Annotated in this window: 25 protein-coding genes; 14 read left to right on the top strand and 11 right to left on the bottom strand. The window is 73.3% G+C overall.

Annotated elements, in window-relative coordinates; translation table 11 throughout:
* Positions 1–17: 17 nt before the first annotated feature.
* Positions 18–1,772 (top strand): succinate dehydrogenase flavoprotein subunit, encoded by a 1,755-nt coding sequence (gene sdhA / locus BMY40_RS20045; RefSeq protein ID WP_093661577.1) that lies wholly within the window; start codon positions 18–20, stop codon positions 1,770–1,772.
* Complete coding sequence (locus BMY40_RS20040) at positions 1,772–2,542, top strand: succinate dehydrogenase iron-sulfur subunit (RefSeq protein WP_093661575.1); 771 nt, start codon at positions 1,772–1,774, stop codon at positions 2,540–2,542. Before sdhA ends, BMY40_RS20040 begins: the two co-directional genes overlap by 1 nt.
* 259 nt (positions 2,543–2,801) lie before the next feature.
* Here BMY40_RS20040 and BMY40_RS20035 read toward each other — a convergent pair whose 3' ends face one another.
* Both BMY40_RS20035 and BMY40_RS20030 read right to left on the bottom strand, forming a co-directional pair.
* Positions 2,802–4,202 carry a metallophosphoesterase gene (locus tag BMY40_RS20035; protein WP_093661573.1) on the bottom strand — a complete coding sequence of 467 codons (1,401 nt, stop codon included), beginning with the start codon at positions 4,200–4,202 and terminating at the stop codon, positions 2,802–2,804.
* A gap of 69 nt (positions 4,203–4,271) precedes the next feature.
* Positions 4,272–4,520: an SCO4848 family membrane protein gene (locus tag BMY40_RS20030; protein WP_093661571.1), complete on the bottom strand. Its 249-nt coding sequence runs from the start codon at positions 4,518–4,520 to the stop codon at positions 4,272–4,274.
* A gap of 111 nt (positions 4,521–4,631) precedes the next feature.
* On the opposite strand from BMY40_RS20030, the gene BMY40_RS20025 reads away from it, so the two are divergent.
* Complete coding sequence (locus BMY40_RS20025) at positions 4,632–6,251, top strand: D-alanyl-D-alanine carboxypeptidase (protein WP_425443146.1); 1,620 nt, start codon at positions 4,632–4,634, stop codon at positions 6,249–6,251.
* Between the two features lie 86 nt (positions 6,252–6,337).
* Here the strand turns inward: BMY40_RS20025 and BMY40_RS20020 are convergent, their stop codons facing one another.
* Both BMY40_RS20020 and trpS read right to left on the bottom strand, forming a co-directional pair.
* A complete protein-coding gene (locus BMY40_RS20020; RefSeq protein WP_093661569.1) occupies positions 6,338–6,922 on the bottom strand; it encodes a 2'-5' RNA ligase family protein in 585 nt (194 codons plus the stop codon).
* Positions 6,923–6,979: 57 nt separating this feature from the next.
* Positions 6,980–7,993, bottom strand: coding sequence for a tryptophan--tRNA ligase (gene trpS, locus BMY40_RS20015; RefSeq protein WP_093661746.1), 1,014 nt, complete (start codon positions 7,991–7,993; stop codon positions 6,980–6,982).
* Between the two features lie 263 nt (positions 7,994–8,256).
* On the opposite strand from trpS, the gene rocD reads away from it, so the two are divergent.
* Positions 8,257–9,519, top strand: coding sequence for an ornithine--oxo-acid transaminase (gene rocD / locus BMY40_RS20010; protein WP_093661567.1), 1,263 nt, complete (start codon positions 8,257–8,259; stop codon positions 9,517–9,519).
* A gap of 69 nt (positions 9,520–9,588) precedes the next feature.
* Here rocD and pdxR read toward each other — a convergent pair whose 3' ends face one another.
* A complete protein-coding gene (gene pdxR, locus BMY40_RS20005) occupies positions 9,589–11,172 on the bottom strand; it encodes a MocR-like pyridoxine biosynthesis transcription factor PdxR (protein ID WP_093661565.1) in 1,584 nt (527 codons plus the stop codon).
* A 47-nt stretch (positions 11,173–11,219) separates the two neighbouring features.
* Between pdxR and BMY40_RS20000 the strand changes: the two genes are divergently transcribed.
* The 9 genes from BMY40_RS20000 to BMY40_RS19965 all read left to right on the top strand — a co-directional run bounded on the left by BMY40_RS20000 (position 11,220) and on the right by BMY40_RS19965 (position 17,382).
* Positions 11,220–11,723: a carboxymuconolactone decarboxylase family protein gene (locus tag BMY40_RS20000; RefSeq protein WP_245770197.1), complete on the top strand. Its 504-nt coding sequence runs from the start codon at positions 11,220–11,222 to the stop codon at positions 11,721–11,723.
* Complete coding sequence (locus BMY40_RS19995) at positions 11,720–12,469, top strand: isocitrate lyase/PEP mutase family protein (protein ID WP_093661561.1); 750 nt, start codon at positions 11,720–11,722, stop codon at positions 12,467–12,469. Before BMY40_RS20000 ends, BMY40_RS19995 begins: the two co-directional genes overlap by 4 nt.
* 171 nt (positions 12,470–12,640) lie before the next feature.
* Positions 12,641–13,243 (top strand): M48 family metalloprotease, encoded by a 603-nt coding sequence (locus BMY40_RS19990; protein WP_143071795.1) that lies wholly within the window; start codon positions 12,641–12,643, stop codon positions 13,241–13,243.
* Entirely contained in the window at positions 13,240–14,451 is a 1,212-nt protein-coding gene (locus BMY40_RS19985; RefSeq protein WP_177214076.1) for an MAB_1171c family putative transporter, read from the top strand. The genes BMY40_RS19990 and BMY40_RS19985 overlap by 4 nt, the downstream gene beginning before the upstream one ends.
* Before the next feature lie 53 nt (positions 14,452–14,504).
* Entirely contained in the window at positions 14,505–15,470 is a 966-nt protein-coding gene (locus tag BMY40_RS19980) for an NsdA family TPR-like regulatory protein (protein WP_093661557.1), read from the top strand.
* Entirely contained in the window at positions 15,467–15,970 is a 504-nt protein-coding gene (locus BMY40_RS19975) for a DUF3574 domain-containing protein (RefSeq protein WP_093661555.1), read from the top strand. Before BMY40_RS19980 ends, BMY40_RS19975 begins: the two co-directional genes overlap by 4 nt.
* Positions 15,971–16,130: 160 nt before the next feature.
* The gene (locus BMY40_RS19970) at positions 16,131–16,541 is read left to right on the top strand and encodes a Uma2 family endonuclease (protein ID WP_177214075.1); all 411 of its coding nucleotides are present in this window, start codon (positions 16,131–16,133) and stop codon (positions 16,539–16,541) included.
* Positions 16,542–16,571: 30 nt separating this feature from the next.
* A complete protein-coding gene (locus BMY40_RS28080; RefSeq protein ID WP_177214074.1) occupies positions 16,572–16,730 on the top strand; it encodes a hypothetical protein in 159 nt (52 codons plus the stop codon).
* Between the two features lie 223 nt (positions 16,731–16,953).
* Entirely contained in the window at positions 16,954–17,382 is a 429-nt protein-coding gene (locus BMY40_RS19965) for a VOC family protein (protein WP_093661551.1), read from the top strand.
* A gap of 134 nt (positions 17,383–17,516) precedes the next feature.
* Here BMY40_RS19965 and BMY40_RS19960 read toward each other — a convergent pair whose 3' ends face one another.
* The 3 genes from BMY40_RS19960 to BMY40_RS19950 all read right to left on the bottom strand — a co-directional run bounded on the left by BMY40_RS19960 (position 17,517) and on the right by BMY40_RS19950 (position 18,874).
* Positions 17,517–17,765 (bottom strand): AAA family ATPase, encoded by a 249-nt coding sequence (locus BMY40_RS19960; RefSeq protein ID WP_245770196.1) that lies wholly within the window; start codon positions 17,763–17,765, stop codon positions 17,517–17,519.
* A gap of 237 nt (positions 17,766–18,002) precedes the next feature.
* Complete coding sequence (locus BMY40_RS19955; protein WP_177214073.1) at positions 18,003–18,485, bottom strand: hypothetical protein; 483 nt, start codon at positions 18,483–18,485, stop codon at positions 18,003–18,005.
* Positions 18,482–18,874, bottom strand: coding sequence for a hypothetical protein (locus BMY40_RS19950; protein WP_177214070.1), 393 nt, complete (start codon positions 18,872–18,874; stop codon positions 18,482–18,484). Before BMY40_RS19950 ends, BMY40_RS19955 begins: the two co-directional genes overlap by 4 nt.
* Before the next feature lie 169 nt (positions 18,875–19,043).
* Between BMY40_RS19950 and BMY40_RS19945 the strand changes: the two genes are divergently transcribed.
* Positions 19,044–19,292 carry a GntR family transcriptional regulator gene (locus BMY40_RS19945; RefSeq protein ID WP_093661545.1) on the top strand — a complete coding sequence of 83 codons (249 nt, stop codon included), beginning with the start codon at positions 19,044–19,046 and terminating at the stop codon, positions 19,290–19,292.
* A gap of 97 nt (positions 19,293–19,389) precedes the next feature.
* Here the strand turns inward: BMY40_RS19945 and BMY40_RS19940 are convergent, their stop codons facing one another.
* The 3 genes from BMY40_RS19940 to BMY40_RS19930 all read right to left on the bottom strand — a co-directional run bounded on the left by BMY40_RS19940 (position 19,390) and on the right by BMY40_RS19930 (position 23,680).
* Complete coding sequence (locus BMY40_RS19940; protein WP_093661543.1) at positions 19,390–20,361, bottom strand: ABC transporter substrate-binding protein; 972 nt, start codon at positions 20,359–20,361, stop codon at positions 19,390–19,392.
* A 68-nt stretch (positions 20,362–20,429) separates the two neighbouring features.
* Positions 20,430–22,577 carry an ABC transporter permease subunit gene (locus tag BMY40_RS19935; protein WP_093661541.1) on the bottom strand — a complete coding sequence of 716 codons (2,148 nt, stop codon included), beginning with the start codon at positions 22,575–22,577 and terminating at the stop codon, positions 20,430–20,432.
* Positions 22,574–23,680, bottom strand: a complete 1,107-nt coding sequence (locus tag BMY40_RS19930) for a quaternary amine ABC transporter ATP-binding protein (protein WP_245770207.1) — start codon at positions 23,678–23,680, stop codon at positions 22,574–22,576. Before BMY40_RS19930 ends, BMY40_RS19935 begins: the two co-directional genes overlap by 4 nt.
* Positions 23,681–23,721 lie beyond the last annotated feature (41 nt).

The following is a 23,721-nucleotide window of genomic DNA, read 5'->3' as shown; positions in this document are numbered from 1 at the left end:
GCTGAGGCGCTTTCATCATGAAGATCCACAAGTACGACACCGTCATCGTCGGCGCCGGCGGCGCCGGGATGCGCGCCGCCATCGAGGCGACCAAGCGCAGCCGCACCGCGGTGCTGACCAAGCTCTACCCCACCCGCTCCCACACCGGCGCGGCCCAGGGCGGCATGGCCGCGGCCCTCGCGAACGTCGAGGAGGACAACTGGGAGTGGCACACCTTCGACACGGTCAAGGGCGGTGACTACCTGGTCGACCAGGACGCCGCCGAGATCCTGGCGAAGGAGGCCATCGACGCCGTCCTCGACCTGGAGAAGATGGGCCTGCCGTTCAACCGGACCCCGGACGGCACCATCGACCAGCGCCGCTTCGGCGGCCACTCCCGCAACCACGGCGAGGCCCCGGTGCGCCGGTCCTGCTACGCCGCGGACCGCACCGGCCACATGATCCTCCAGACGCTGTACCAGAACTGCGTCAAGGAGGGCGTGGAGTTCTACAACGAGTTCTACGTCCTGGACCTGCTGCTCAGCGAGGTCGACGGGGTCAAGCGCACCGCGGGCGTCGTCGCCTACGAACTGGCCACCGGCGAGATCCACGTCTTCCAGGCCAAGGCCGTCGTCTTCGCCTCGGGCGGCAACGGCAAGTTCTTCAAGGTCTCCTCCAACGCGCACACCCTGACCGGCGACGGCCAGGCAGCCGCGTTCCGCCGGGGCCTGCCGCTGGAGGACATGGAGTTCTTCCAGTTCCACCCGACCGGCATCTGGCGCATGGGCATCCTGCTCACCGAGGGCGCCCGCGGCGAGGGCGGCATCCTGCGCAACAAGGACGGCGAGCGCTTCATGGAGAAGTACGCGCCCGTCATGAAGGACCTGGCCTCGCGCGACGTCGTCTCCCGCTCGATCTACACCGAGATCCGCGAGGGCCGCGGCTGCGGCCCCGAGGGCGACCACGTCTACCTGGACCTCACCCACCTGCCGCCGGAGCAGCTCGACGCCAAGCTGCCGGACATCACCGAGTTCGCGCGCACCTACCTGGGCATCGAGCCGTACACCGACCCGATCCCGATCCAGCCGACCGCGCACTACGCGATGGGCGGCATCCCGACCAACGTCATGGGCGAGGTGCTGGCCGACAACACCACGGTGGTGCCGGGCCTGTACGCGGCCGGCGAGGTCGCCTGCGTGTCCGTGCACGGCGCCAACCGCCTGGGCACCAACTCGCTGCTGGACATCAACGTCTTCGGCCGCCGGGCGGGCATCGCCGCCGCCGAGTACGCGGCGACCGCCGACTACGTGGACCTGCCGGAGGACCCGGCCGCGTTCGTCCAGGGCCAGGTCGAGGCGCTGCGCTCCTCGGAGGGCACCGAGCGGGTCACCGAGATCCGCAAGGCGCTCCAGGAGACCATGGACAAGAACGTCATGGTCTTCCGCACCGAGCAGACGCTCAAGGAGGCCGTCGAGGAGATCGCCTCCCTGCGCAAGCGCTACAAGAACGTGTCCGTCCAGGACAAGGGCAAGCGGTTCAACACCGACCTGCTGGAGGCCATCGAGCTGGGCAACCTGCTCGACCTGGCCGAGGTGACGGCCGTCTCCGCGCTGGCCCGCAAGGAGTCCCGCGGCGGCCACTACCGCGAGGACTACCCCAACCGCGACGACGTCAACTTCATGCGCCACACCATGGCGTACCGCGAGGTGGGCGACGACGGCACCGAGTCGATCCGGCTGGACTACAAGCCGGTCGTGCAGACCCGCTACCAGCCGATGGAGCGTAAGTACTGATGGCCACTCCCGTCATGGAGAAGTCCGAGGCCGGTGCCGGCGGCACGGCGGCGGACTCCCCCTACATCACCGCGACCTTCCGCATCCGCCGGTTCAACCCGGAGATCTCCGACGAGGTCACCTGGCAGGACTTCCAGCTCGAGATCGACCCCAAGGAGCGCGTCCTGGACGCCCTCCACAAGATCAAGTGGGAGATCGACGGCACGCTGACCTTCCGGCGCTCCTGCGCGCACGGCATCTGCGGCTCCGACGCGATGCGCATCAACGGCCGCAACCGGCTGGCGTGCAAGACGCTGATCAAGGACATCAGCCCGGAGAAGCCGATCACGATCGAGCCGATAAAGGGGCTCACGGTCCAGAAGGACCTGGTGGTCGACATGGAGCCGTTCTTCCAGGCCTACCGGGACGTCATGCCCTTCCTGATCACCAAGGGCAACGAGCCGACCCGCGAGCGCCTGCAGTCCGCCGAGGACCGCGAGCGCTTCGACGACACCACCAAGTGCATCCTGTGCGCCGCGTGCACGTCCGCGTGCCCGGTGTTCTGGAACGACGGCCAGTACTTCGGCCCGGCGGCGATCGTCAACGCGCACCGCTTCATCTTCGACTCCCGCGACGAGGGCGGTGAGCAGCGTCTGGAGATCCTCAACGACCGCGAGGGCGTCTGGCGCTGCCGGACCGTCTTCAACTGCACGGAGGCCTGCCCGCGCGGCATCGAGATCACCAAGGCCATCCAGGAGGTCAAGCGCGCGCTGATCACGCGCCGCTACTGAGACCCCGCTCCCGGCCCGCCCACCGCGGGCGGCCCGGGACACGGTCCGCGGTGAGGGCCCGCACCCTTCGGGGTGCGGGCCCTCACGCATGCGTCGCTCCGGTGCCGGGAGGCGGGGTGCGTCCGCGGCGCGCCGGCGTGAACCGCCGACGGGCTCGGGCTCCGTCGTGCCGCCGCCGGAGCCCGGCGCGTCACCCTCCACGGAAACGTCGGTGACCACGGTGGGTGGCCACGTCGGTGACCTCGGGTGCGGAGGGGTGTCAGGCCTGCCTGGAGGCCAGTTCGACGACGGTGATGTCCGACTCCGCGCCCACCCGCACCGGCGGGCCCCAGGCGCCCGCGCCGCGGCTGACGTAGAGCTGGGTGTCGCCGTAGCGCTCCAGGCCGGCGAGGGTGGGGTTGACCAGGCCGGCGAGGTGGTTGCCGGGCCACATCTGGCCGCCGTGGGTGTGGCCGGAGAGCTGGAGGTCCACGCCGTGGTCCACGGCGTCGTGGATCATGACCGGCTGGTGGGCCATGAGGACCACCGCGCGGGAGGTGTCGCGGTCGCCGAGTGCCCGCTCGAAGTCCGGCCCCTGCCCCTCCTCCTCGCCCGCGAGGTCGTTGACACCGGCCAGGTCGAAGTGGCGCAGCTCGCGGCGGGCGTTCTCCAGCGGCTCCAGGCCCAGCTCGCGGACGTGGTCGATCCACTCGGCCGCGTCGCCGAAGTACTCGTGGTTGCCGGTGACGAAGTAGGAGCCGTCGCGCGAGCGGAGCCGGGCCAGCGGCTCGGCGGCGCTGCCGAGCTCGGCGACGGTGCCGTCCACCAGGTCGCCGACGACGGCGACCATGTCGGCGTCGGCCCGGTTGATGGTGTCCACGATCCGCTGGGTGTGGGCGCGGCCCAGGACGGGGCCGAGGTGGATGTCGCTGACGACGGCGATGCGGTAGCCGTGGGCGGCCCGGGGCAGCTTGGCCAGGGGGACGGTGACGCGCTTGAGCTTCGGGCCGCGCAGCACGCCGTACGTGCCGTGGCCGACCGTCCCGGCCGCCGCGACGCCCGCGGCGGCGGCCACGGTGCGGGCCACGAACAGCCGCCGTGACGGACCGGCCGGCGGCCGCTCCCCGGTTGCGGAGCCGGCCGCGGTCACGGCACCGGCACCGGAACCCGCGCCGTCGCGGACGGCGACGGCCGTACGCGCCGTACCGGCCCGCGTAGCGCCGTCCGCGCCCTCCTCGGCGGATGTGGAAGCGGGCGCGGAGGCGGGGGGCGCGGTGCGCACCGCGCCCCCGGCGTCCTCACCGCCGTTCTCCCCCGCGCCCTCTCCGGCGGCGCTCCCGTGCGCCGCCCGCCTCGCGTCCCGCCGCTCCAGGAAGCGGCGCAGCAGCGGCCGCACCGCCTCACCGGCGAGCAGGGCCAGCGTCAGGTACAGCACCATGGCGAGCCAGAGGAAGCCCGGCCAGGCGAGGATCTGCTTCAGGACGAAGGGAACCTCCGCCCGTCCGGCGGCCTGTGCCGCGACGGCGGTCAGCGGCAGCAGGACGAGCAGGGGCGTGCCCACCCGTCTGTACCAGGTGCCGCGCGCCGCCACGTCGCGCACCAGACGCCGCCACAGGTACCAGTGCACCGCCGCCAGGACGGCGATCACCAGCACCAGGACGCCCACGAACACCATGGCCATGCCCCGCTCCACTCCCCTGCCCGATTGCCTGTCCTCAGCCGAACGTACCGGCGGCCGTCATGCGTTCCTTCAGCCGTCGCTCGGGGCGCGCAGGGCCCGCAGGCCGCGCAGCCCGATGATCCCGATGGCCGTGCCCAGCGCCAGCGAGACCACGGCCAGCACCAGGTGGATCCAGAAGTACGCGGTCGGGTCGCCGGCGTCGTCGAACGCCAGGCCGCCGCTGTCCTTCCACAGGTTCCTGGTGAAGTTGGTCCACACGAACCAGCTCCACACCCCGAAGGCGAGCAGGAACCACGAGACGGGGCGAGAGAGTTTCACACCTACAAGTATGTCTATCGGCCCAATGGAATCACTGGCAGGGGCGTCTCCCGCCACCGCGATGGTCCTCTCGGAGGTTCCGTACGGTCGCGGAGCCGATACGTTCGCTCCGTGTCGAAGACCCACTGCGTAATCGCCCGCGCGCGCCGAGTGCGCAGCGCCCGCGGCCTCGCCGCCGCCACAGCCCTGCTCCTGCCGTGCTTCCTGCCCGGCCTGTCCGGCACTCCGGCCGCGGCGCACGCCGTGGCGGACAAGCCCCGGGAGCCGTCCCCGCCCGCGAGGATGTCCGCCGTCGGCGGAGAACGCCTCGGCCTCCCCGGCGTCCAGATAGAACCGCGGGCCGGGGCCGGCACCCCCGAACTGCCCGACTCGATCACCTCGCGCGCCTGGATCGTCGCGGACGCCGAGACCGGCGACGTGCTGGCGGCCAAGAACGCGCACTGGCCGCTCGCCCCGGCCAGCACCATCAAGATGCTGTTCGCCGACACCCTGCTGCCGAAGTTCGACAAGGACCGGGTCCACCGGGTCTCCCGGGAGGAACTGCTCCGGGTCGGCCCGGGCAGCAGCATGGTCGGCCTCAAGGAGGGCCTCACCTACACGGTCGACGACCTGTGGAAGGGCGTCTTCCTCCGCTCGGGCAACGACGCGGTGCACGCGCTGGCCGAGCTGAACGGCGGCGTGGACAAGACCGTCCGGGAGATGAACGAGCACGCCAGACGGCTCGGCGCGACGGACACCCACGTCGTCAGCCCCGACGGCTACGACGCCGAGGGGCACGTCTCCTCCGCCTACGACCTCACCCTGTTCGCCCGCTCGGGGATGCAGAAGCCGGACTTCCGCGCGTACGCGGCCACCGTCCGCGCGCAGTTCCCCGGGGACGTGGAGAAGGGGAAGGACGGGAAGAAGAAGCGCGGCACCTTCGAGATCCAGAACACCAACCGCCTGCTGACCGGCGCCCCCGGCCTGGAGCCGTACGAGGGCATCGCGGGCGTCAAGAACGGCTACACCACCAACGCCGGGTCCACCTTCACCGGCGTCGCCCAGCGCGGCGACCGGGTGCTGCTGGTGACCGCCATGCACCCCGAGGGGGGCGGCCTGAGCGTCTACGAGGAGACCGCCGACCTCCTGGACTGGGGCTTCGAGGCCGCCGGGAAGACCGAGCCCGTGGGCGAGCTGGTGCCGCCCGAGGGGGCCGCGTACGGGAGCGGCAAGAACGCCGACGACAGGCCCGGCAGCCAGGCGGGCGGGGCCGACGCCCAGCCGGCCGGGCCCACCACGCCCAACGCGGCCAGGACGCACGGGCCGTCGGACGGCGCCGGTACGGCCCTGATGATCGTGGTGGCGGTCCTGGTCGCGCTCGGCGCGGGGGCGTACGGGGTGCGCCGGCGCTGGCCGCTGCCGGGCGTGGCCGGTCTGCCGCACCCGGGGCGCGGCCCGCAGGGCCCGGCGGTCCTGGGCGGCCCGGGGAACCCCGGTGCCCTGGAGAGGATCGTGACGAGGCCGGCGGCTCCCGGGAGGCCGCAGAGCGCCGCCTCCGCGCCCGGAAGCGGCGGAAGCGCCGGGAGGACCGAAGGGGCGGGCGGGGCCGGGGCCCGGGCTCCGAGGAACCCCGGGACGCCCGGGGCCCCGGAGGACGCGGGGAACCCGGAGGACTCCGGGGAGGGGCCCGCCACCGGTCCCGTCGGGACCGAGCCCCCGGCGCCCCCTGCTGAGGGCGCCGGGACGCCCTGAGGCATCCGGGACGCCCGAGGAACCCGATGAGCCCCACGGCCCCGAGCGGGCCGTGACCGGCCCCCTGGTCTGCGCGCGAGGGCGCGTCAGAGCGAGGGGGCCGGAGGCCTGGAGAAGTTCGGCTGCGGGGGCAGGGGCAGGTGCGCGGCACCACCGAAGGAGAACTCTCTCTGGAGCCGCCACACGCAGTCCTCGCCCTGCTCGTACAGCGCGAAGCCCGTGGCCGTCCAGGCGGCCTCGAAGTCGGCCAGTTCCGCGTACGCCCGGTCCATCGCCTCCTCGGCGATGCCGTGGGCGACCGTGACGTGCGGGTGGTACGGGAACTGGAGCTCGCGGGCGAGCGGGCCGTCCTCCGCCCGGACCCACTCCTGGAGCCGTCCGCAGGCAGAGGAGCCCTCGACGACCCGGACGAAGACCACCGGCGACAGCGGGCGGAAGGTGCCCGTGCCCGACAGCCTCATCGGAAAGGCCCGTCCCGCCGCGGCGACCCCGGCGAGGTGCTCCTCGATCTCGGGGCGGCGCGCGGCGTCCACCTCGGTCGGCGGCAGAAGGGTCACGTGGGTGGGGATGCCGTGGGCCGCGCTGTCACCGAAGCCGGCACGCCGCTGCTGGAGCAGGCTGCCGTAGGGCTCCGGGACCGCGATCGATACGCCGAGCGTGACGGTCCCCACGTGCTTCTCCTTCCTCGTCCCTCTCGTTTCCGTTCCCCCTGGTCGTCCGGTGCCCTGTCAGTGCTTGGCGGGCACGAAGCCCACCTTCTCGTACGCGGCGGCCAGGGTCCGCGACGCGACCTCGCGCGCCTTCTCGGCCCCCCTGGCCAGCACCGAGTCCAGCGTCTCGGGGTCGTCCAGATATTCCTGGGTGCGCTCCCGGAACGGTGTCACCCAGGCGGCGACGACCTCGGCCAGGTCGGTCTTGAGGGCACCGTAGCCCTTGCCGGCGTACTGCTGCTCCAGTTCCGGGATTCCGGTACCGGTGAGGGTGGAGTAGATCACCAGCAGGTTGCTGACGCCGGGCTTCTCCTTCTCGTCGTAGCGGATCTCGGTCCCGGTGTCGGTCACCGCGCTCTTGATCTTCTTGGCGGAGGCCTTCGGCTCGTCGAGCAGGCTGACCACGCCCTTGGGGGAGGCCGCGGACTTGCTCATCTTGACCGTCGGGTCCTGGAGGTCGTAGATCTTCGCCGTCTCCTTGAGGATGAAGGCGGAGGGGACGGTGAAGGTGTGGCCGTAGCGGCTGTTGAAGCGCTCGGCGACGTCGCGGGTCAGCTCGATGTGCTGGCGCTGGTCCTCGCCCACGGGGACGCTGTCGGCCTGGTAGAGCAGGATGTCCGCGACCTGGAGGACGGGGTAGGTGAACAGGCCGACCGTCGTGGCCTCGGCGCCCTGCCGCGCGCTCTTGTCCTTGAACTGGGTCATCCGGGAGGCCTCGCCGAAGCCGGTGAGGCAGTTCATCACCCAGGCGAGCTGCGTGTGCTCGGGCACATGGCTCTGGACGAACAGGGTGCAGCGCTCCGGGTCGAGCCCCGCGGCCAGGAGCTGGGCGGCGGCCAGCCGGGTGGAGGCGCGCAGTTCCTTCGGGTCCTGCGGGATCGTGATGGCGTGCAGGTCCACGACGGCGTAGAACGCGTCGTGGGTGTCCTGCAGATCGACCCACTGGCGGACGGCACCGAGGTAGTTGCCGAGGTGGAAGGAGCCCGCGGTGGGCTGGATGCCGGAGAGTACACGGGGACGGTCAGTGGCCATGGCGTCATTCTCGCAGAGGGCCGCCGCGGGGATCACCCGTGTTCCGCCTCCCGTGCGAGGCCGGACCCGGCCCCGGACACGGCCCCGGACACGGGCCCGGACACGGGCCCGGACAGGCGTATCGGCGCGCCGGAACTCGCCGCGCCGGAGGGTTTCGGTGCGAAGCGGGCGTACGACGATAGAGATAGGCATCACACGCGGCGACCGCCGCACGATCGCCGGTGCACAACGTCCACTCCGCCCACCCGACACGGAGCGTTCCCATGGCCACCTCGGCAGAACCGTCCGCCACCGCCGTTCCGGCAGCCGCCCGTACCGCCTCCGCCGAACTGATCGCCGCCGCCGACGCGCACAGCGCGCACAACTACCACCCGCTGCCGGTCGTCGTCTCCTCGGCCGAGGGCGCGTGGATGACCGACGTGGAGGGCCGGCGCTACCTGGACATGCTCGCCGGCTACTCGGCGCTCAACTTCGGCCACGGCCACCCCCGGCTGCTGGCCGCCGCCCACGCGCAACTGGACCGGCTCACCCTCACCTCCCGCGCCTTCCACCACGACCGCTTCGCCGCCTTCTGCACCGAACTGGCCGAGCTGTGCGGCATGGAGGCGGTGCTTCCGATGAACACCGGCGCGGAGGCGGTGGAGACGGCCGTGAAGACGGCCCGCAAGTGGGGCTACCGGGTCAAGGGCGTCCCCGACGGGCGGGCGCGGATCATCGTGGCGGAGAACAACTTCCACGGCCGCACCACCACGATCGTCAGCTTCTCCACCGACCCCGAGGCCCGCGCCGACTACGGCCCCTACACACCGGGCTTCGAGATCGTCCCCTACGGCGATCTGGAGGCGATGCGGGCCGCGCTCGACGAGGACCCGGACAACACCGTCGCCGTGCTGCTGGAGCCGATCCAGGGCGAGGCGGGCGTGCTGGTGCCGCCGCCGGGCTATCTGGCGGGCGTGCGCGAGCTGACCCGCGAGCGGAACGTGCTGTTCGTCGCGGACGAGATCCAGTCGGGCCTGGGCCGCACGGGCCGGACGTTCGCGTGCGAGCACGAGGGCGTGGTGCCGGACGTGTACGTGCTGGGCAAGGCGCTCGGCGGCGGCATCGTGCCGGTCTCGGCGGTGGTCTCCTCGGCGGACGTGCTGGGCGTCTTCCGGCCCGGCGAGCACGGTTCGACGTTCGGCGGCAACCCGCTGGCCTGCGCGGTGGCGCTGGAGGTGGTCGCGATGCTGCGCACCGGCGAGTTCCAGCAGCGGGCGGCCGAACTGGGCGAGCACCTCCACCACGAGCTGGGCCTGCTGGCGGGCGGCGGCGCGGTCGAGGCGGTGCGCGGGCGCGGGTTGTGGGCGGGCGTGGACGTCGTCCCGTCGCTGGGCACGGGCCGGGAGATCTCCGAGCGGCTGATGGAGCGGGGCGTGCTGGTCAAGGACACCCACGGCTCGACGATCCGCATCGCCCCGCCGCTGGTGATCTCCAAGGAGGACCTGGACTGGGGTCTGGAGCGGCTGGGCGCGGTGCTGGGCGCCTGAGCGCCGGGTGCTGGGCGGGGCCGGGGCGGCGCCGGGTCTTCCGGGTCCGCCGCCCCGGCCCTCGGTCCGTCACCCGGCCCGGCGCCCGCCCAGCACCCGGCGCAGCACCGCGCACAGCGCCTCCACGGCGGAGGAGAAGCCGTGTTCGGGCGGAGTGCCGTAGCCGACGACGAGCGCGTCGCGCCCGGGGCGGGACCACTCGCGCCCGGAGCCCGGGCGCCCGGCCCCGGGCTCCGGGGCGGCCGGGTGGCGGAAGCGCGCCAGCCCCTCCACGGCCACCCCCGCACGCCCCGCCTCCTCCAGCACCGGCCCTTCGGTGCCCGGCGGCAGTTCCAGCACGGCGTGCAGTCCGGCCGCGATGCCCGTGACGCGTACCGCGGGGGCGTGCTCGGCGAGCGCCGCCACCAGCTGGTCGCGGCGGCGCCGGTAGCGCAGCCGCATGGCGCGCACATGCCGGTCGTACGCCCCCGAGTCCACGAAGTCGGCGAGGGTGAGCTGGTCGAGGGCGCCGCAGGTCTCGACCGTCTCGCGGCGGACGGCCAGGACGGGGCCGAGCAGCGACTCGGGCACCACCATCCAGCCCAGCCGCAGCCCCGGCGCCAGGCTCTTGCTGGCGGTGCCGAGGTAGACCACCCGCTCCGGGTCGAGGCCCTGGAGCGCGCCGACGGGCTGGCGGTCGTAGCGGAACTCGCCGTCGTAGTCGTCCTCCAGGACCAGTCCACCGGTGGCCCGCGCCCAGTCGACGGCCGCCGTGCGCCGGTCGGGGTGGAGGGGTGTGCCGGTGGGGTACTGGTGGGCGGGTGTGAGGAGGGCGGCACGGGCCCCCGAGGTGTACAGGGCGGACACGTCGGCGCCGCGGTCGTCCACCGGCAGCGGTACGGTGCGCGCCCCGACGCGGGTCAGCAGGTCGCGGTGGATCCACAGGCCGTACGACTCCACCGCCACCGCGGTGCCCAGCACCTCCCCCAGCAGCGCCAGCCCGCGCACGAACCCGGCGCAGACCACGATCCGTTCGGGGTCGGCGCGCACGCCCCGCGCGCGGGAGAGGTATCCGGCCAGCGCGCGGCGCAGTTCGGGCCGGCCGCGCGGGTCGTCGTAGCCGAGGGCGGCGCTGGGCGCGGCGGCCAGGGCGCGGCGGGCGGAGGTGAGCCAGGCGGCGCGGGGGAAGGCGGAGACGTCCGGCCGCCCGGAGCGCAGGTCGTGGAGGATCCGCGGGGGCGTACGGGCGGGCGCGGCGGGGCGCGGGGACTGGCGCGGCACGGCGGGGGGAGCGCCCGGCGGGCCGCCCGGCGCGGCCGGTTCGGCGCGCGACGCGACGCGGGTGCCCGACCCCTGGCGGGCCGCCAGCCAGCCCTCGGCGACGAGTTCGGCGTACGCGTCGGCCACGGTGTTGCGGGCCACCCCCAGGTCGGCGGCGAGCGAGCGGGAGGAGGGCAGCCGGGTGCCGGGGGCGAGGCGGCCGGTGCGGACGGCGTCGCGCAGGGCGCGCATCAGCGAGGCGCGCAGCCCGCCCGGCCCGCCGAGGTCCAGATGGAGGTCGCCGCCGGCACCGCCGGCCGAACCGCCCCGCGCGCCTCGGTTCGGACCGCCGTCCGGCCTGCCGCCTGAACCCCCGTCCGAGTTCCCAACTGAATTGGCCCAGGAATCCCGCATGGAAGTGGACCATACCCCTGGGCTACCGCCTGCATAGGGTCGTCACCATGACGACAGTGCACGAACACGGCCCGCGCATGAACCTGTGGAAGCTCGTCCCCGAGGTGTACAAGGGGATGGCCGCCGTCGAGGCCGCGGCGTCGAAGGGGCTGGATCCGGTCATCGCCGAACTGGTCAAGATCCGCGCCTCACAGCTCAACAAGTGCGCCTTCTGCCTCGACATGCACTTCGCCGACGCCCGCAAGCTGGGCATCTCCCAGCTCAGGCTGGACCTGCTCGAAGCCTGGGAGGAGGCCCACGGCCTCTACACCGACAAGGAGCAGGCCGCACTCGCCCTCACCGAGGCGGTCACCCGGCTGGACGGCGGCACGCCGCAGGGGCACTACGTGCCGGACGAGGTCTACGAGCGGGCGGCGAAGAACTTCGAGGAGACCGAACTGGCCCATCTGATCTCGCAGATCGTCTCCATCAACGCCTGGAACCGCTTCCAGGTGGCCACCCGCGCCGTCCCGGCCTCCCTGAAGGAGAACAAGGAGAGCGGAGCGGAGTGACCGGCGGTGCCGCGGGCGCGGTGGACGCCTTCCGCGCGCTCCACCACGGTGAGGCGCCCCTGGTACTGCCCAACGTGTGGGACGCGGTGAGCGCCCGCGCCTTCGCCGGCGCGGGCTTTCCCGCGCTGGCCACCTCCAGCAGCGCGGTGGCCGCCACCCTGGGGTACGCCGACGGCGAGGACACCCCGCCCGGCGAGATGTTCGCGGCCGTCGCCCGGATCGTCCGCGCGGTGGACGTACCCGTCACCGCCGACATCGAGCGGGGCTACGGCCTCGCCCCGCGGGAGATAGCCGAGCGGCTGCTGGAGGCCGGGGCGGTCGGCTGCAACCTGGAGGACTCCGGGCCGGCCGCACGGGGGTTGGCCGAACCGGGGCGCCAGGCGGAGCGGCTGGCCGAGGTGTGTGCGGCGGCGGGCGGAAGGCTGCTGCTCAACGCCCGGATCGACACCTATCTGCGTGGTGCCGGCGACCCGTTGGCGGCGGCGGTGGAGCGCGGGCGGCTGTACGCGGCGGCGGGCGCGGAATGCGTCTACCCCATCGCCGCGCCCCCGGACCACCTGCCCGTGCCGGCGGCGGAGATCGGCGCCCCGGTCAACGCCCTGTGCCGCCCCGGCACCCCCTCCCCCGCCGAACTGGGCGCCCTGGGCGCCGCCCGCGTCACCTTCGGCGGCTCGCTCCACGCCCGCGTCGCCGCCGCCGTCGCGGAACTGGCCACCGGACTGCACGGCGGACAGGGGCGTCTTTGAGCCAACCTGACGGCGGTCCCGGCGCGATCGCGGTGAGAGGTTGCGCACGGCCCGGCGTTTGGTGACGATCTCTCAGGAGGCGCCGAAAACCGACACCCGCCGACCGCCCCACGGCGCCGTCCCCTCCAGGACCCCGAAGGCGACGCGGTGCGGAGCCGGAAAGGACACACGGTGGCAGCGTCCCCCCTGCGTTTACCGGGCCGCCGCCGTGCCCGGTTCCGGGAGATGCAGCGCGCCTGCGAAAGACGCCTCGCCGAGATCGGCATCGCCTCCGGGCAGGACGGCACCGCGGACACCGCGGACCTCACCGGCGCCGCGGGCATCACGGCCGTCTGCGAACAGGTGGGCCGGCGGCGCGGGCGCACCATCCGCCTCGTCCCCATGGAGTTGGACGAGCCGCTGCTCCACGGCCTGTGGATCGCCCTGCCGGACACGGACGTCATCGTCTACCGGGCGAACACCAGCAGGCCCCACCAGGAGCACATCATCGCCCACGAGCTCTCCCACATCATCTGCGAACACGACTTCGGCGCGCTCCCCGGGCCGGCCGTCCCGGCGCACCTCTTCCCGGGCACCGATCCGGACCTCGTCCGCAGGTCGCTGAAGCGCTCCGCCTACGACGACCGGGCCGAGCAGGAGGCCGAGATGATGGCGTCGCTCATCCTGGCGCACGCCCGCCGCAAGGCCGCCCCGGACCCGGAGGGCGCCGACGCCCTGCCTCCCGAGGAGGCCACCGTGATCGCCCGCGTGGAAAGCGTCGTCGGCCGCGGATGATCTACGACGCCCTGTCCCACCTGTGCGCCCTCGTCGGGCTCGCCGCGTTCTGCTACAAGCTCCCCGAACTCCTGCGGCGCAGAGGCGATCCGGCCCTGTGGGCCCTGGAGACCTACTTCCTGTGCTCCGGGCTCAGCTTCCTCATCGACCTCAACTGGCTGCGCGACGACGTCTCCCGCCTGTTCGGCTATCCGAACCTCACCACGCTCATGACGCAGGCCGCGGTGGTCGTGCTGACGGCCGCCCAGCAGGTCGTACTGGTCCACTGGTCGCGTCCGCCCGAGCGGGCGGCGGTCCTGGCCAGGCGGCGCGTGCTGGCGTTCTCCGCCGCGCTGGCGGTCCTGGTCGTGCTGTTCTTCGTCGTGGAGCCCTACCGGCAGACCGCCTCCGCCGAGGGCACCCTGCTGCGCAACATGCAGGACCCCGGCTACGCGGGATACCTGCTCCTCTACATCACCGTCTGCGCGGTGGGACAGGTCGGGGCCGTACGGCTGTCCTACCGCTACGCGCGCATCGCCCGCCGCACCTGGCTGCGCGCGGGCATGTGGACGGTCACCGCGGGCGCCTCGCTCATCCTGGTCTACTGCGCCATCCGCTACACCCAGATCGCCGGCACCCAGCTCGGCCACGACATGAGCGCCTGGGAGCCCGCGTACTGGCTGGCCGGGAGCGTGGGGGCGCTGCTGCAGGTGTTCGGCTGGACGGTGCCGTCCTGGGGGCCCGCCCTCTCCGGCCGGCTGCGCGGCTACCGCTCCTACCTGCGGTTGCGCCCCCTGTGGTGGGCCATGTACGAGGCGGTGCCGGCGATCGCGCTCGAACCGCCGCCCGGGCGGCCGCTGGACCTGCTCCCGCCGGCCGACCTCGACTACCGGCTCCACCGGCGCGTCATCGAGATCCTCGACGGCTACCACGCCCTGGGCCCGCACCTGCCCCGCGGCGCGGAGCAGGGCTCCCCCGCCGACGAGGCCCGTCTGCTGAGGGCAGCCCTCGACGCGCGGGCCGGGGACCCGGCGGCCGCCCCGCCCTCCTTACCCGCCGCGCCGCCCCCGCCGGCCGAACGCCGTGGCGACTCCGGCGACTTCGCCCAGGAGGTGGCCTGGCTGTCCGAGGTGGCGAGGGCCTTCGCCCGGCTCCCCGCCAACCTCCCGGCCGCCTCGCGGGCCGCCGCCGCACAGGCCGCCGCACCGCAGGGAAACGATCACTCCTGATCCCCTGATCCCTGATTCCTGACCCCGCCAGGACCGATCCCGCCAGGAAAACGATGGAACCCCGCACACCCCCTCCCCCGGACGTCCGCGCCATGACGGCCGAACTCCTCGCGCTCGACCGGACGCTGGGGGCGCGCCACGCGGCCCCCGTGGCGATGCGGTCGGTGCGGGCGGTCGAGACGGCCGAGGCGCTGGGGGCCGCCGGCACGGCGGGTACGGCCGTCGCGGACCTCGCGGAGTTCTTCGAGGTCGCCGCCTGGATCCTGTTCGACGCCGAACGGCACGGGCTGTCCCGCCGCCTCAACCGGCGGGCGCTCGCCCTGGTCCGCCGCCTGCCCGAGGAGGAGCGCTCCATCGAGCTGCTGGTGCTGTCCGTGCTGAGCATGCAGCAGGCCCACCTCATGCGCCCCCGCGCGTCCCTGCTCACCTCCTCCTCCGTCCTGGCCCGCAAGGGCCTGCCGCCGCGGGTGGCCGCCCTGTTCCACGTACGCGAGGCGCGGGCGTACGCCCAGCTCGGCAGGAGGGCGCAGGCGCTGCGCTCCCTGGACGCCGCCCGGGAGATGTCCGCGGACGGCCCCTCGGACCGGGATCCCGCCTGGAGCTGGTGGTTCGACCGCGCGGAACTCGACGGCCACCACGGGCTCGTCCTGGCCGACCTGGGAGACGCGGAGGGGGCCGCGACCCTGCTCCACGCGGCCGTGTCGTCCGACGGCGGCCCCGCCTACCGCGCCCTGTTCGCCGCCGACCTCGCCCGCGTCCTGGCGCGCGCGGGCGCGTGGCGGGACACGGACGCCTGGCTGTCCGCCCTGGCCGAGAGCGCTCCCCGCATGGGCTCCGTGAGGGCCCTGAACTCCCTGCGGCAGGCGGTCGCCGCCGTCGGGGAGGGCCGCCGTGTACCCCGCGCACTGCGCGGCACCACCCGAGACCTGGCCGGGCTGCTCGCACGGGAACTCCCGCGCGAGCGGCCCGGTGAAGGAGAAGTCCACCCCCCGCCCGCCCGACCACCGGAGTCCCGATGACACCGCACACCTCCCGTCCCGCCCGCCGCACCCGCCTCGCCGTCCTGCTGGCGGCCCTGCTCTGCGCGGCCGGCGCCTCCACCGCCTTCGCCACCACGCTCCAGGAGCGGGACGCCAGACCCTCCGCCGTCCGCGCCGAGGTGTCCGGGACGTATCAGTCCCCCCACACCAAGCCGTACGTGCGCACCCAGCTCTTCTTCGGCACCGGCCGCCACGGCGGCGAGCCGCCGATCACCGAGGAGCAGTTCATGGACTTCCTGGACGAGTACGTCACCCCGCGCTTCCCCGACGGCCTCACCCTCCAGGAGGGCTACGGCCAGTGGCGCGACAGGACCGGCTCCATCAACGGCGAGCGCTCCTACGAGCTGATCCTGCTCTACCCCCGCGAGAAGGCCGAGGCCCGCGACGCCGACATCGAGTACCTCCGCGACCGGTACACCGAGATGTACGACCTGGAGTCCGTCGGCCGGGTGGACGAGCAGGTGCGCGCCGACTTCTGAGGCCCCCGCCTCCCCGCCCGTGTCCCCTCCCCCGCCGGATCGTTGCCCCGGCGGGGGACGGGTTCCGGCATCGGCGCCCTTGCCTGGCGCATGATGGTGGCGTCCCCCGTGAGGCAGGCAGTCCGGCACGAACGTGCACAGCCACAGAGAGGGATCAGCCGTGAAAGGCACGGTGACGACACCGCCGCCCGGCCGGAGGCCGCACGACATACTCCACACCTACGCGCGGATCGAGCGGACCGAACTGCCCGAGGGCCTGCGAGCCGAGCTCATCAGAGGGGAGATTTTCATCCCTTCGAGGCCCACGAACCACCACAACTGGATCTACGGCGAGCTGCACTACCTTCTCGCCCATCCCTCCAGGGAACGCGGCTGGTCCGTCACCAACACCACCACCGTCACCCTCCCCGCGACCGGCGAGCGCTACGTCCCCGATCTCCTGGTGTGCGAGTCGGCCGTGCTGCGCGACGCCCGGGAGTGGCAGGTCCCTGCCGAGGACGTGCTGCTCGTCGGTGAGATCACCTCGATGTCCACGGTCCTGCGCGACCGCAAGAACAAGGCGCAGGGCTAAGGCCGGTCGCGCGTACCGCTCTACCTGCTGGTGGACCCGCTGGACGGGGAGGGGAGCGCGACGGTGTTCGCCGAGCCGGACGGCTCCGGCCGCTACAGGGTGGAGCACCGCGTGCTGTTCGGCGAGAAGTTCACGCTCCCCGAGCCGTTCGGCCTGGAGATCGACACCTCGGTCCTCCACCGGGAGTGACCCCGGCGCACCGGCGCCGTCCCGGTCGCGGACGGCGCCGGTGCCCGTACGGTCGCCGGCCGCTCCCCAGCCAGGACCCGTACGGCGGGCGACCTTCCGGGCGCGTCCGTACCGGTTTCCCCCGCCGCACGGCACGGCGGCGGCCGCAAGGGGTTCCCTCCCGTCAACGTTCCTGTCGTCAAACAAAGTTGAGCCAAGGAATCACCTTGCTTACGGTGACCTGATGGCATCGGTCAGACAGGTCCAGATCACCTTCGACTGCGCGGAACCCGAGCGCCTCGCCCGCTTCTGGTGCGAGGTGCTGGGGTACGTCGTACCGCCGCCCCCGGAGGGGTTCGCCACCTGGGACGACTACAGCGGCTCGCTGCCGCCCGAGGAGCGGGATTCGTGGTTCGCCTGCGTCGATCCCTCCGGCGTGGGCCCGCGGCTGTTCTTCCAGCGCGTCCCCGAGGGCAAGACCGCCAAGAACCGGGTGCACCTCGACGTGCGGGTCGGCACCGGCCTCGTGGGCGAGGAGCGCCTGGCCGCGCTCGAGGCCGAGTGCGCGCGGCTGGTCCCGCTCGGCGCGGTACGCGTACGGCTCCTGTACGACGGCCACGACTCGTGCATCGTGATGCAGGACATCGAGGGCAACGAGTTCTGCCTCGACTGACCGTCCCGTCCGGGACGGCGCTCAGCCGATGGAGTCGTGGAACTCCACCACCTCGCGCTCGAAGACCAGTTCCCCTTGGGCGGCAGGCACCAGAACCGCCTCGTAGGCGTTGCCCAGGCGCCCGTCCTCCGCCTTCACTCGCAGCTCGATGCGTGCGGCGGTACCTTTCGCGCCGTCGTGCAGCATGGCCTCCCCCCCTGCAGGCCGACCTCCATCCGCAGGTCCCCGTCGGCGATGCGTCCGAGCAGTTCGACCGCGTCGATGAAGTTGCTCTTGCCCGCGCCGTTGGGGCCGACGAGGACGGTGATCGGTCCCGGGGCCAGCTCGGTCGCCCTGATCGACTTGTAACCGGTGACGGCGATGCTCTCGACCCTGCGTGACATGTGCTCAATCTATCGGCGTACGACTGCTCCGACGGCTCGGACATGCGTCCTCGCCTCCCGCTCCGCCTCGGGTGGGGAGGGCGTCCCCTCCCCACCCGGTGGACGTGATGCGGGGCCGTACGGGTCAGCCGCGGTGGGCGGCCTGGACGAGGAGGACCACGGCCACGGTGGAGACGGCCACCAGGAGGGTGGTCCAGGTGCACGACTCCAGCCGCCCGCGGCGCGTGCGGTGGGACATCACGCCCGGCACCCCCTCCGGTCCGGGCAGCCGAACAGGGCCGCGCGGTCGGCGGGTTCGGCCGGTTCGGCGATGCGGCGGGCATGGGCGGTGAGGGCGGCGGTCTCGTACGTCCAGCCGCGCCCGGTGTCCGCCTCGGCCCGGACGCGGGCCGGGTCGTGGAAGGCCGGCGGGGCCAGGCAGCCGCGCATCCCGCGCAGTATCGCGGGCACGTCCTGCCCGAGCAGTACGCCGTGGAGCACGCGCGGCAGGAGCCGGTGCGGGTCCTGCTCCGGCCGTACGGTCCAGCACAGCCGGTACCAGTGCCCGGCGCCGGGCGGGGGCACGGCGGCGGACTCCCGCGCCTCCGGCGCGGGGTGGCACGGGCAGGCGCACACCAGGTGGCGGACGCCGGGGACACCGCTGTCGCGCGGTTGACCGTCGGCGCAGTGCCCGTGCCGGCCGATCACGCAGGACGGGGAGCGGTACTCCGCCTCGTTCACCACCGGGCACCCCCGGCCGCCGCGTGGATGTTCCGGGTGTCCAGGTCCAGTCCCATCGTCGCCAGCCACAGCACCCGCCTCCGTCGCCGCGCCACCCACTCGCGGGTCGCCCGCTCATGGGCCGCCCAGTACGGCCGCACCAGCGCCGAGTCCGCCCCGTCCAGCGGCCGGGCCTGCTCGCGGCTGTACGGCGAGCGCGGCGCCGGGATCCGGCCGACGGCCCTCGCGCCGGTCGGCGCGGGCCGGGCGGAGCCCGTCCGGCGCAGGCGCGCCGGGGCCGGGACGGGGATCCTGCGGTGCCGGCCACTGGCCGGAAGCAGCCGGGCGAGCAGCGTTGCGAGGACGGGACGGCGTGCCCGTCCGAGGGCACGCGCGATAAGGTCGCGCACGTCATCAACTCCTGTGTAGTTGGTGGCCACGCCCCCGGACCGGTTGCGTCGGTCGCGGGGGTCTTTCCGTTCCGGCGTGAAGCAAATCACACCGTGATGCATCTAGATGTATCACGATGTAGATAGAGCTAGCCATGCGAACTGTTGTATGACTAGCTAGCTTCAAAGCATGAGCCTTGATCCGGAGTCGGGACGCCCGCTGTACATGCAACTGGCGGATGTGATCGAAGCGAAGATCGCGAGCGGTGAGTACGCGCCGGACCGGATGATCCCGACCCCGGCCCGCCTCTCCGAGGAGTACGGGATCGCCCAGATGACCGCGCGCCGCGCCATGCGCGAACTGCGGGAGCGCGAGCTCGTCTACACAGTGCCCGGCAAGGGTTCCTACGTCGTACCCGAACCCAAGACCGGCGGCTGAACCGCTACCCGCGCGCCGCAGGCAAAATGGCGGGCCCGGAACGCGAGTGCGTTCCGGGCCCGTGGCCGTACGGGGCCGCCCCTTGCGGGGCCGGTCCTTACGGGAGCCACTTCTCCCAGGTGGACTTGTTCTCCTTGGCCCACTTGGCCGCCGCGTCCTCCGCGGACATGCCGTCCCCGGCGATCCACTTGGCGACCTGGTTCTGCTGCTCGGTCGACCAGTTGAAGTTCTTCAGGAACTGCGCGGCGTCACCGCCGTCCTTCGCGAAGTCGGCGTTGAGGTACTTCTGCAGCGGGGTCTCGGGGTAGGCGCAGGCGACCTTCTCGGGGTCGGCGTCGCAGCCCTCGGTGTACTCCGGCAGCTTCACCTCGACGAAGTCGATCTCGGCGTTCAGCCACTGCGGCGTCCACCAGTACGTCAGGAAGGGCTTCTTCTCCTTGACGTACTTCTTGATCTGGGTGATCTGGGCGGCCTCGCTGCCCGCGTAGACCGTCTTGAGGTCCAGGTCGAGGTTCTTGATGATCGCGTCGTCGTTGGTGGTGTACGACGGCGATCCCTCCAGGAGCTGGCCCTTGCCGCCGCTCTCGGTGGTCTTCAGCTCGTCGGCGTACTTGTTGAGGTTCTTCCAGTCGGTGACGTCGGGGTTCTCGTCCGCGAAGTACTTGGGCACGAACCAGCCGATGTGGCCGGTCACTCCGAGGTCGCCGGCCTCCACGACCGTCTTGCGCTCCTCGATGTAGCGCTTCTCCTTCTTGGGGACGCCGCCCCAGTCCTCCAGGATCGCGTCGACCTTGCCGCTGTCGAGCGCGTCCCAGGCGACCGGCTCGTCCATCTGCTGGAGCTTGACCTTGACGTCCAGCTCCTCCTCCAGGATGTGCTTGGCGACGGCCGCGTTGGCCTCGGCGCCGACCCAGGAGGGGACGGCGATGGTGACGGTGTCGCCGCCGCCGGAGGAGGCGGAGGCGGAGGTGTCGGCGGCGCCGCAGGCGCTGAGCGCGGCCATGCCGAGGACGGCCGATCCGGCGGCCAGGGTGGTGCGTACGCGTCTGCTGTTCTTGCCGGTGTTCATGCCTGATCTCTCTTCCTGTGGTGCGTACTTGTGCGTGTGTGGGGGTGGTGGGGTGTCGGGGGCCCGGGTCAGCGCCGGTCGCGGGAGGCGGCGGGCTGGGTGATGCGGTCCAGGAGCACACCGAGGCAGACGATCGCCGCGCCGGCGGTCAGGCCGATGCCCAGTTCGCTCTTCTGCAGGCCGTAGACGACGCCGTAGCCGAGCGCGCCGCCGCCCACCAGGCCGCCGATGACGACGATGGCCAGGACGAGGACGACCCCCTGGTTGACGGCCAGCAGCAGGGCGGGCCGGGCCAGCGGGAGCTGGACGTGGCGCAGTTGCTGGCCGGTGGAGGCGCCCATGGAGCGGGCGGCCTCCAGCGCGCCCGGGTCGGTCTCCCGGATGCCCTGGGCGGTGATGCGGACGACCGCGGGCAGCGCGTAGACCACCGCGGCGATGATCGCGGCGGTGCGGCCGACGTTGAACAGCGCCACCACCGGGATGAGGTAGATGAACTGCGGCATCGTCTGCATCACGTCGAGCACCGGCCGGATGGCCCGGTCCACCCAGGACACCCGGGCGGCCAGGACGCCGATCGCGACGCCCAGCAGCAGGGTGACCACCAGGGCGGCGAGCACCTGGGAGAGGGTGTTGAGCGAGGTGGGCCACAGTCCCATCGCGCCGATCGCCGCCAGCGCGGCCACGGCGGTCAGGGCGGTGCGCCAGGTGCCCGTCAGCAGGGCGAGGGCGGCGGCGGCCAGGAGCAGCAGCCACCAGGGGGCGCCCTGGAGTCCGTCGCGCAGCGGGTTGAGCACCCAGCGGGCGAAGTTCTCCGACCAGGTGGCGGTGCCGCCGACCAGGGGGATGCCCGAGCCGAGGTTCTCGGTGATCCAGCCGACGGCGGTGTTGACCGGGCCGGAGATGCTCACGGTCCACTGCTCGGGCCACTCCCGGCCCAGGGCGGCCGAGCCGGCCGCGGAGGCCGCGGCGACGAACGCCGCGGCGGCGGCCCGTACCGACCAGGCGCGCCTGCGGCTCGCGGGGGCGGAGGCGTCGTCCAGGCGCGCGCCGGCGGCGGCGGTGGTGCGGTCCAGCCAGATCGCGATGAGCACGATGGCGATGCCGGGGCCGAGCGCCTGGCCGACGTCCACCCGCGACAGGGCGGTGAAGACCTCGTCGCCCAGGCCGCCCGCGCCGATGACCGAGGCGAGGACGACCATCGACAGGCACATCATGATGGTCTGGTTCAGGCCGAGCAGCATCTGCCTGCGGGCCAGCGGCAGCCGGGCCGTGATCAGCCGCTGCCAGGCGTTCGCGCCCAGCGAGGCGGACGCCTCCAGCGCGGCCGGGTCGGCGCCGCGCAGGCCGAGCGAGGTGAGGCGGGCCATGGGCGGTGCCGCGTAGATGACGGTGGCGATCAGGGCCGAGGGCGTGCCGATGCCGAAGAGGAGCACGAACGGCAGCAGGTAGGCGAACGCCGGCATCACCTGCATGGTGTCGAACACCGGGCGCAGCAGCCGCTCGCAGCGGTCGGAGAGCCCGGCGGCCAGGCCGAGCGTTGCGCCGATCAGCGCGGCGGCGGCGACGGCGACGACCATCAGCGCCAGGGTCTCCATGGCGGGCGCCCACAGGTCCAGCAGGCCGATCACGGCGAAGGTGCCCAGGGCGGTCGCGGCGGTGCGCAGGGCGCGGCGGCCGAGGTCCGCGCCGCCCGCCAGCCAGGCGAGGACGGTGGCGGCGGCCGTCACGCCCGTCCAGCCGAGCCCCTGGAGGAGGGCGAGGACGCCGTCGACGGCGGAGACGGCGTTGTTGCTGATGTGCAGCAGGAAGTACAGGAACAGCCAGTGCGACTCGCGGTTGTCGACCAGCCAGGCGTCCAGTTCGTCCAGCGGCGTGCGGACGTCGTAGGTCAGGGCGTCCGGCCAGCTTCCGCTGCCCCACGCCGATGCCGCGGCGGGGACCGCCACGAGGGCGAGGAGGGCGAGGACGAGCAGTCCGCGGGCGGCCGGCCGGCCGGGGGTGCGGGCGGCCAGGCGGCGCAGGGCGCCGGGGCGGCCCGGGGGTCCCTCGCGGTCCGGGCCGGGTCCGGGGGCGGTGGAGGCCGTCTTCCCGGGCTCCCCGGGCTTCCCGGTCTCCTTCTGCCTGCCGACCTTCCCGGCCTTCCCGGTCTTGTGCTGGCTCTCCGGCTTCCCCGGTTCCGGGGTCGGGGCGGAGGGGGCGGGGGTGGCGGTCGTCATACGGCGGCCACCTCCCCGCCGGTGGTATGGGAGTCGGCGGCGTCGGGGGCCGGTCCGGCGGCGTCCGGGTCCAGTCCGGCGACGACGGCCAGCAGCCGGGCGTGGTCGACGACGCCGAGGGTGCGGCCGTCCTCCACCACGCGGACGTGCCCGCCGCTGCGCGCCACGGCCTCGACGGCCTCGGCGACCACCGTGCCGGGGGCGAGGGCGACACCGGTGTCCGCCTCGCCGGCGAGGGCCGGGCGCATCGCGCGGCGCACCGAGATGACCTGCTCGCGCGGCACGTCGCGGACGAAGTCGCGCACGTAGTCGTCGGCCGGGGCGGCGACGATCTCCTCGGGGGTGCCGAGCTGGACGATCTCGCCGTCGCGCATCAGCGCGATGCGGTCGCCGATGCGCAGTGCCTCGGCCAGGTCGTGGGTGATGAAGACCATCGTGCGGCCCTCCTCGCGGTGCAGGCGGATGACCTCCTCCTGCATGTCGCGGCGGATCAGCGGGTCCAGCGCACTGAACGGCTCGTCGAACAGCAGGACTTCGGGGTCGACGGCGAGTGCGCGGGCCAGGCCGACGCGCTGCTGCTGGCCACCGGAGAGCTGACCGGGGCGGCGCTCCCCGAGTCCGGCCAGGCCGACCTTCTCGATCATCTCGGCGGCGCGGGCGCGGCGTTCGGCCCTGCCCACGCCCTGGATCTCCAGGCCGTAGGCGACGTTGTCGACGACGGTGCGGTGCGGCAGCAGGCCGAAGTGCTGGAAGACCATGGCGGCGCGGGTGCGGCGCAGTTCCCGCAGCCGGGACCGGTCCATGGCCAGGACGTCCTCGCCGTCGATGTGGAGGGTGCCGGCGGTGGGCTCGATCAGCCGGGTCAGGCAGCGCACCAGGGTGGACTTGCCGGAGCCGGACAGGCCCATGACGACGAAGACCTCGCCGCGGGCGACGTCGAAGGAGACGTCGCGGACGGCGGCGGTGCAGCCGGTGCGCTCGCGCACCTCGGTGGCGGACAGCCCGGTCAGGGATGTGTCGCCGGGGACGCGGTCGGCCTTGGGGCCGAAGACCTTCCACAGGTTCCGGACGGAGAACACCGGGTCGTCGGTCTCCGGCGTCACTGCGTCCGGCGCTGAGAAGGCTCCGGAGGGAGTGGCTGGGG

Origin of the sequence: Streptomyces radiopugnans (genome assembly GCF_900110735.1) — a bacterium.
GTDB classification, from domain to species: domain Bacteria; phylum Actinomycetota; class Actinomycetes; order Streptomycetales; family Streptomycetaceae; genus Streptomyces; species Streptomyces radiopugnans.
This window is presented reverse-complemented; position numbering and strand designations above follow the sequence as displayed.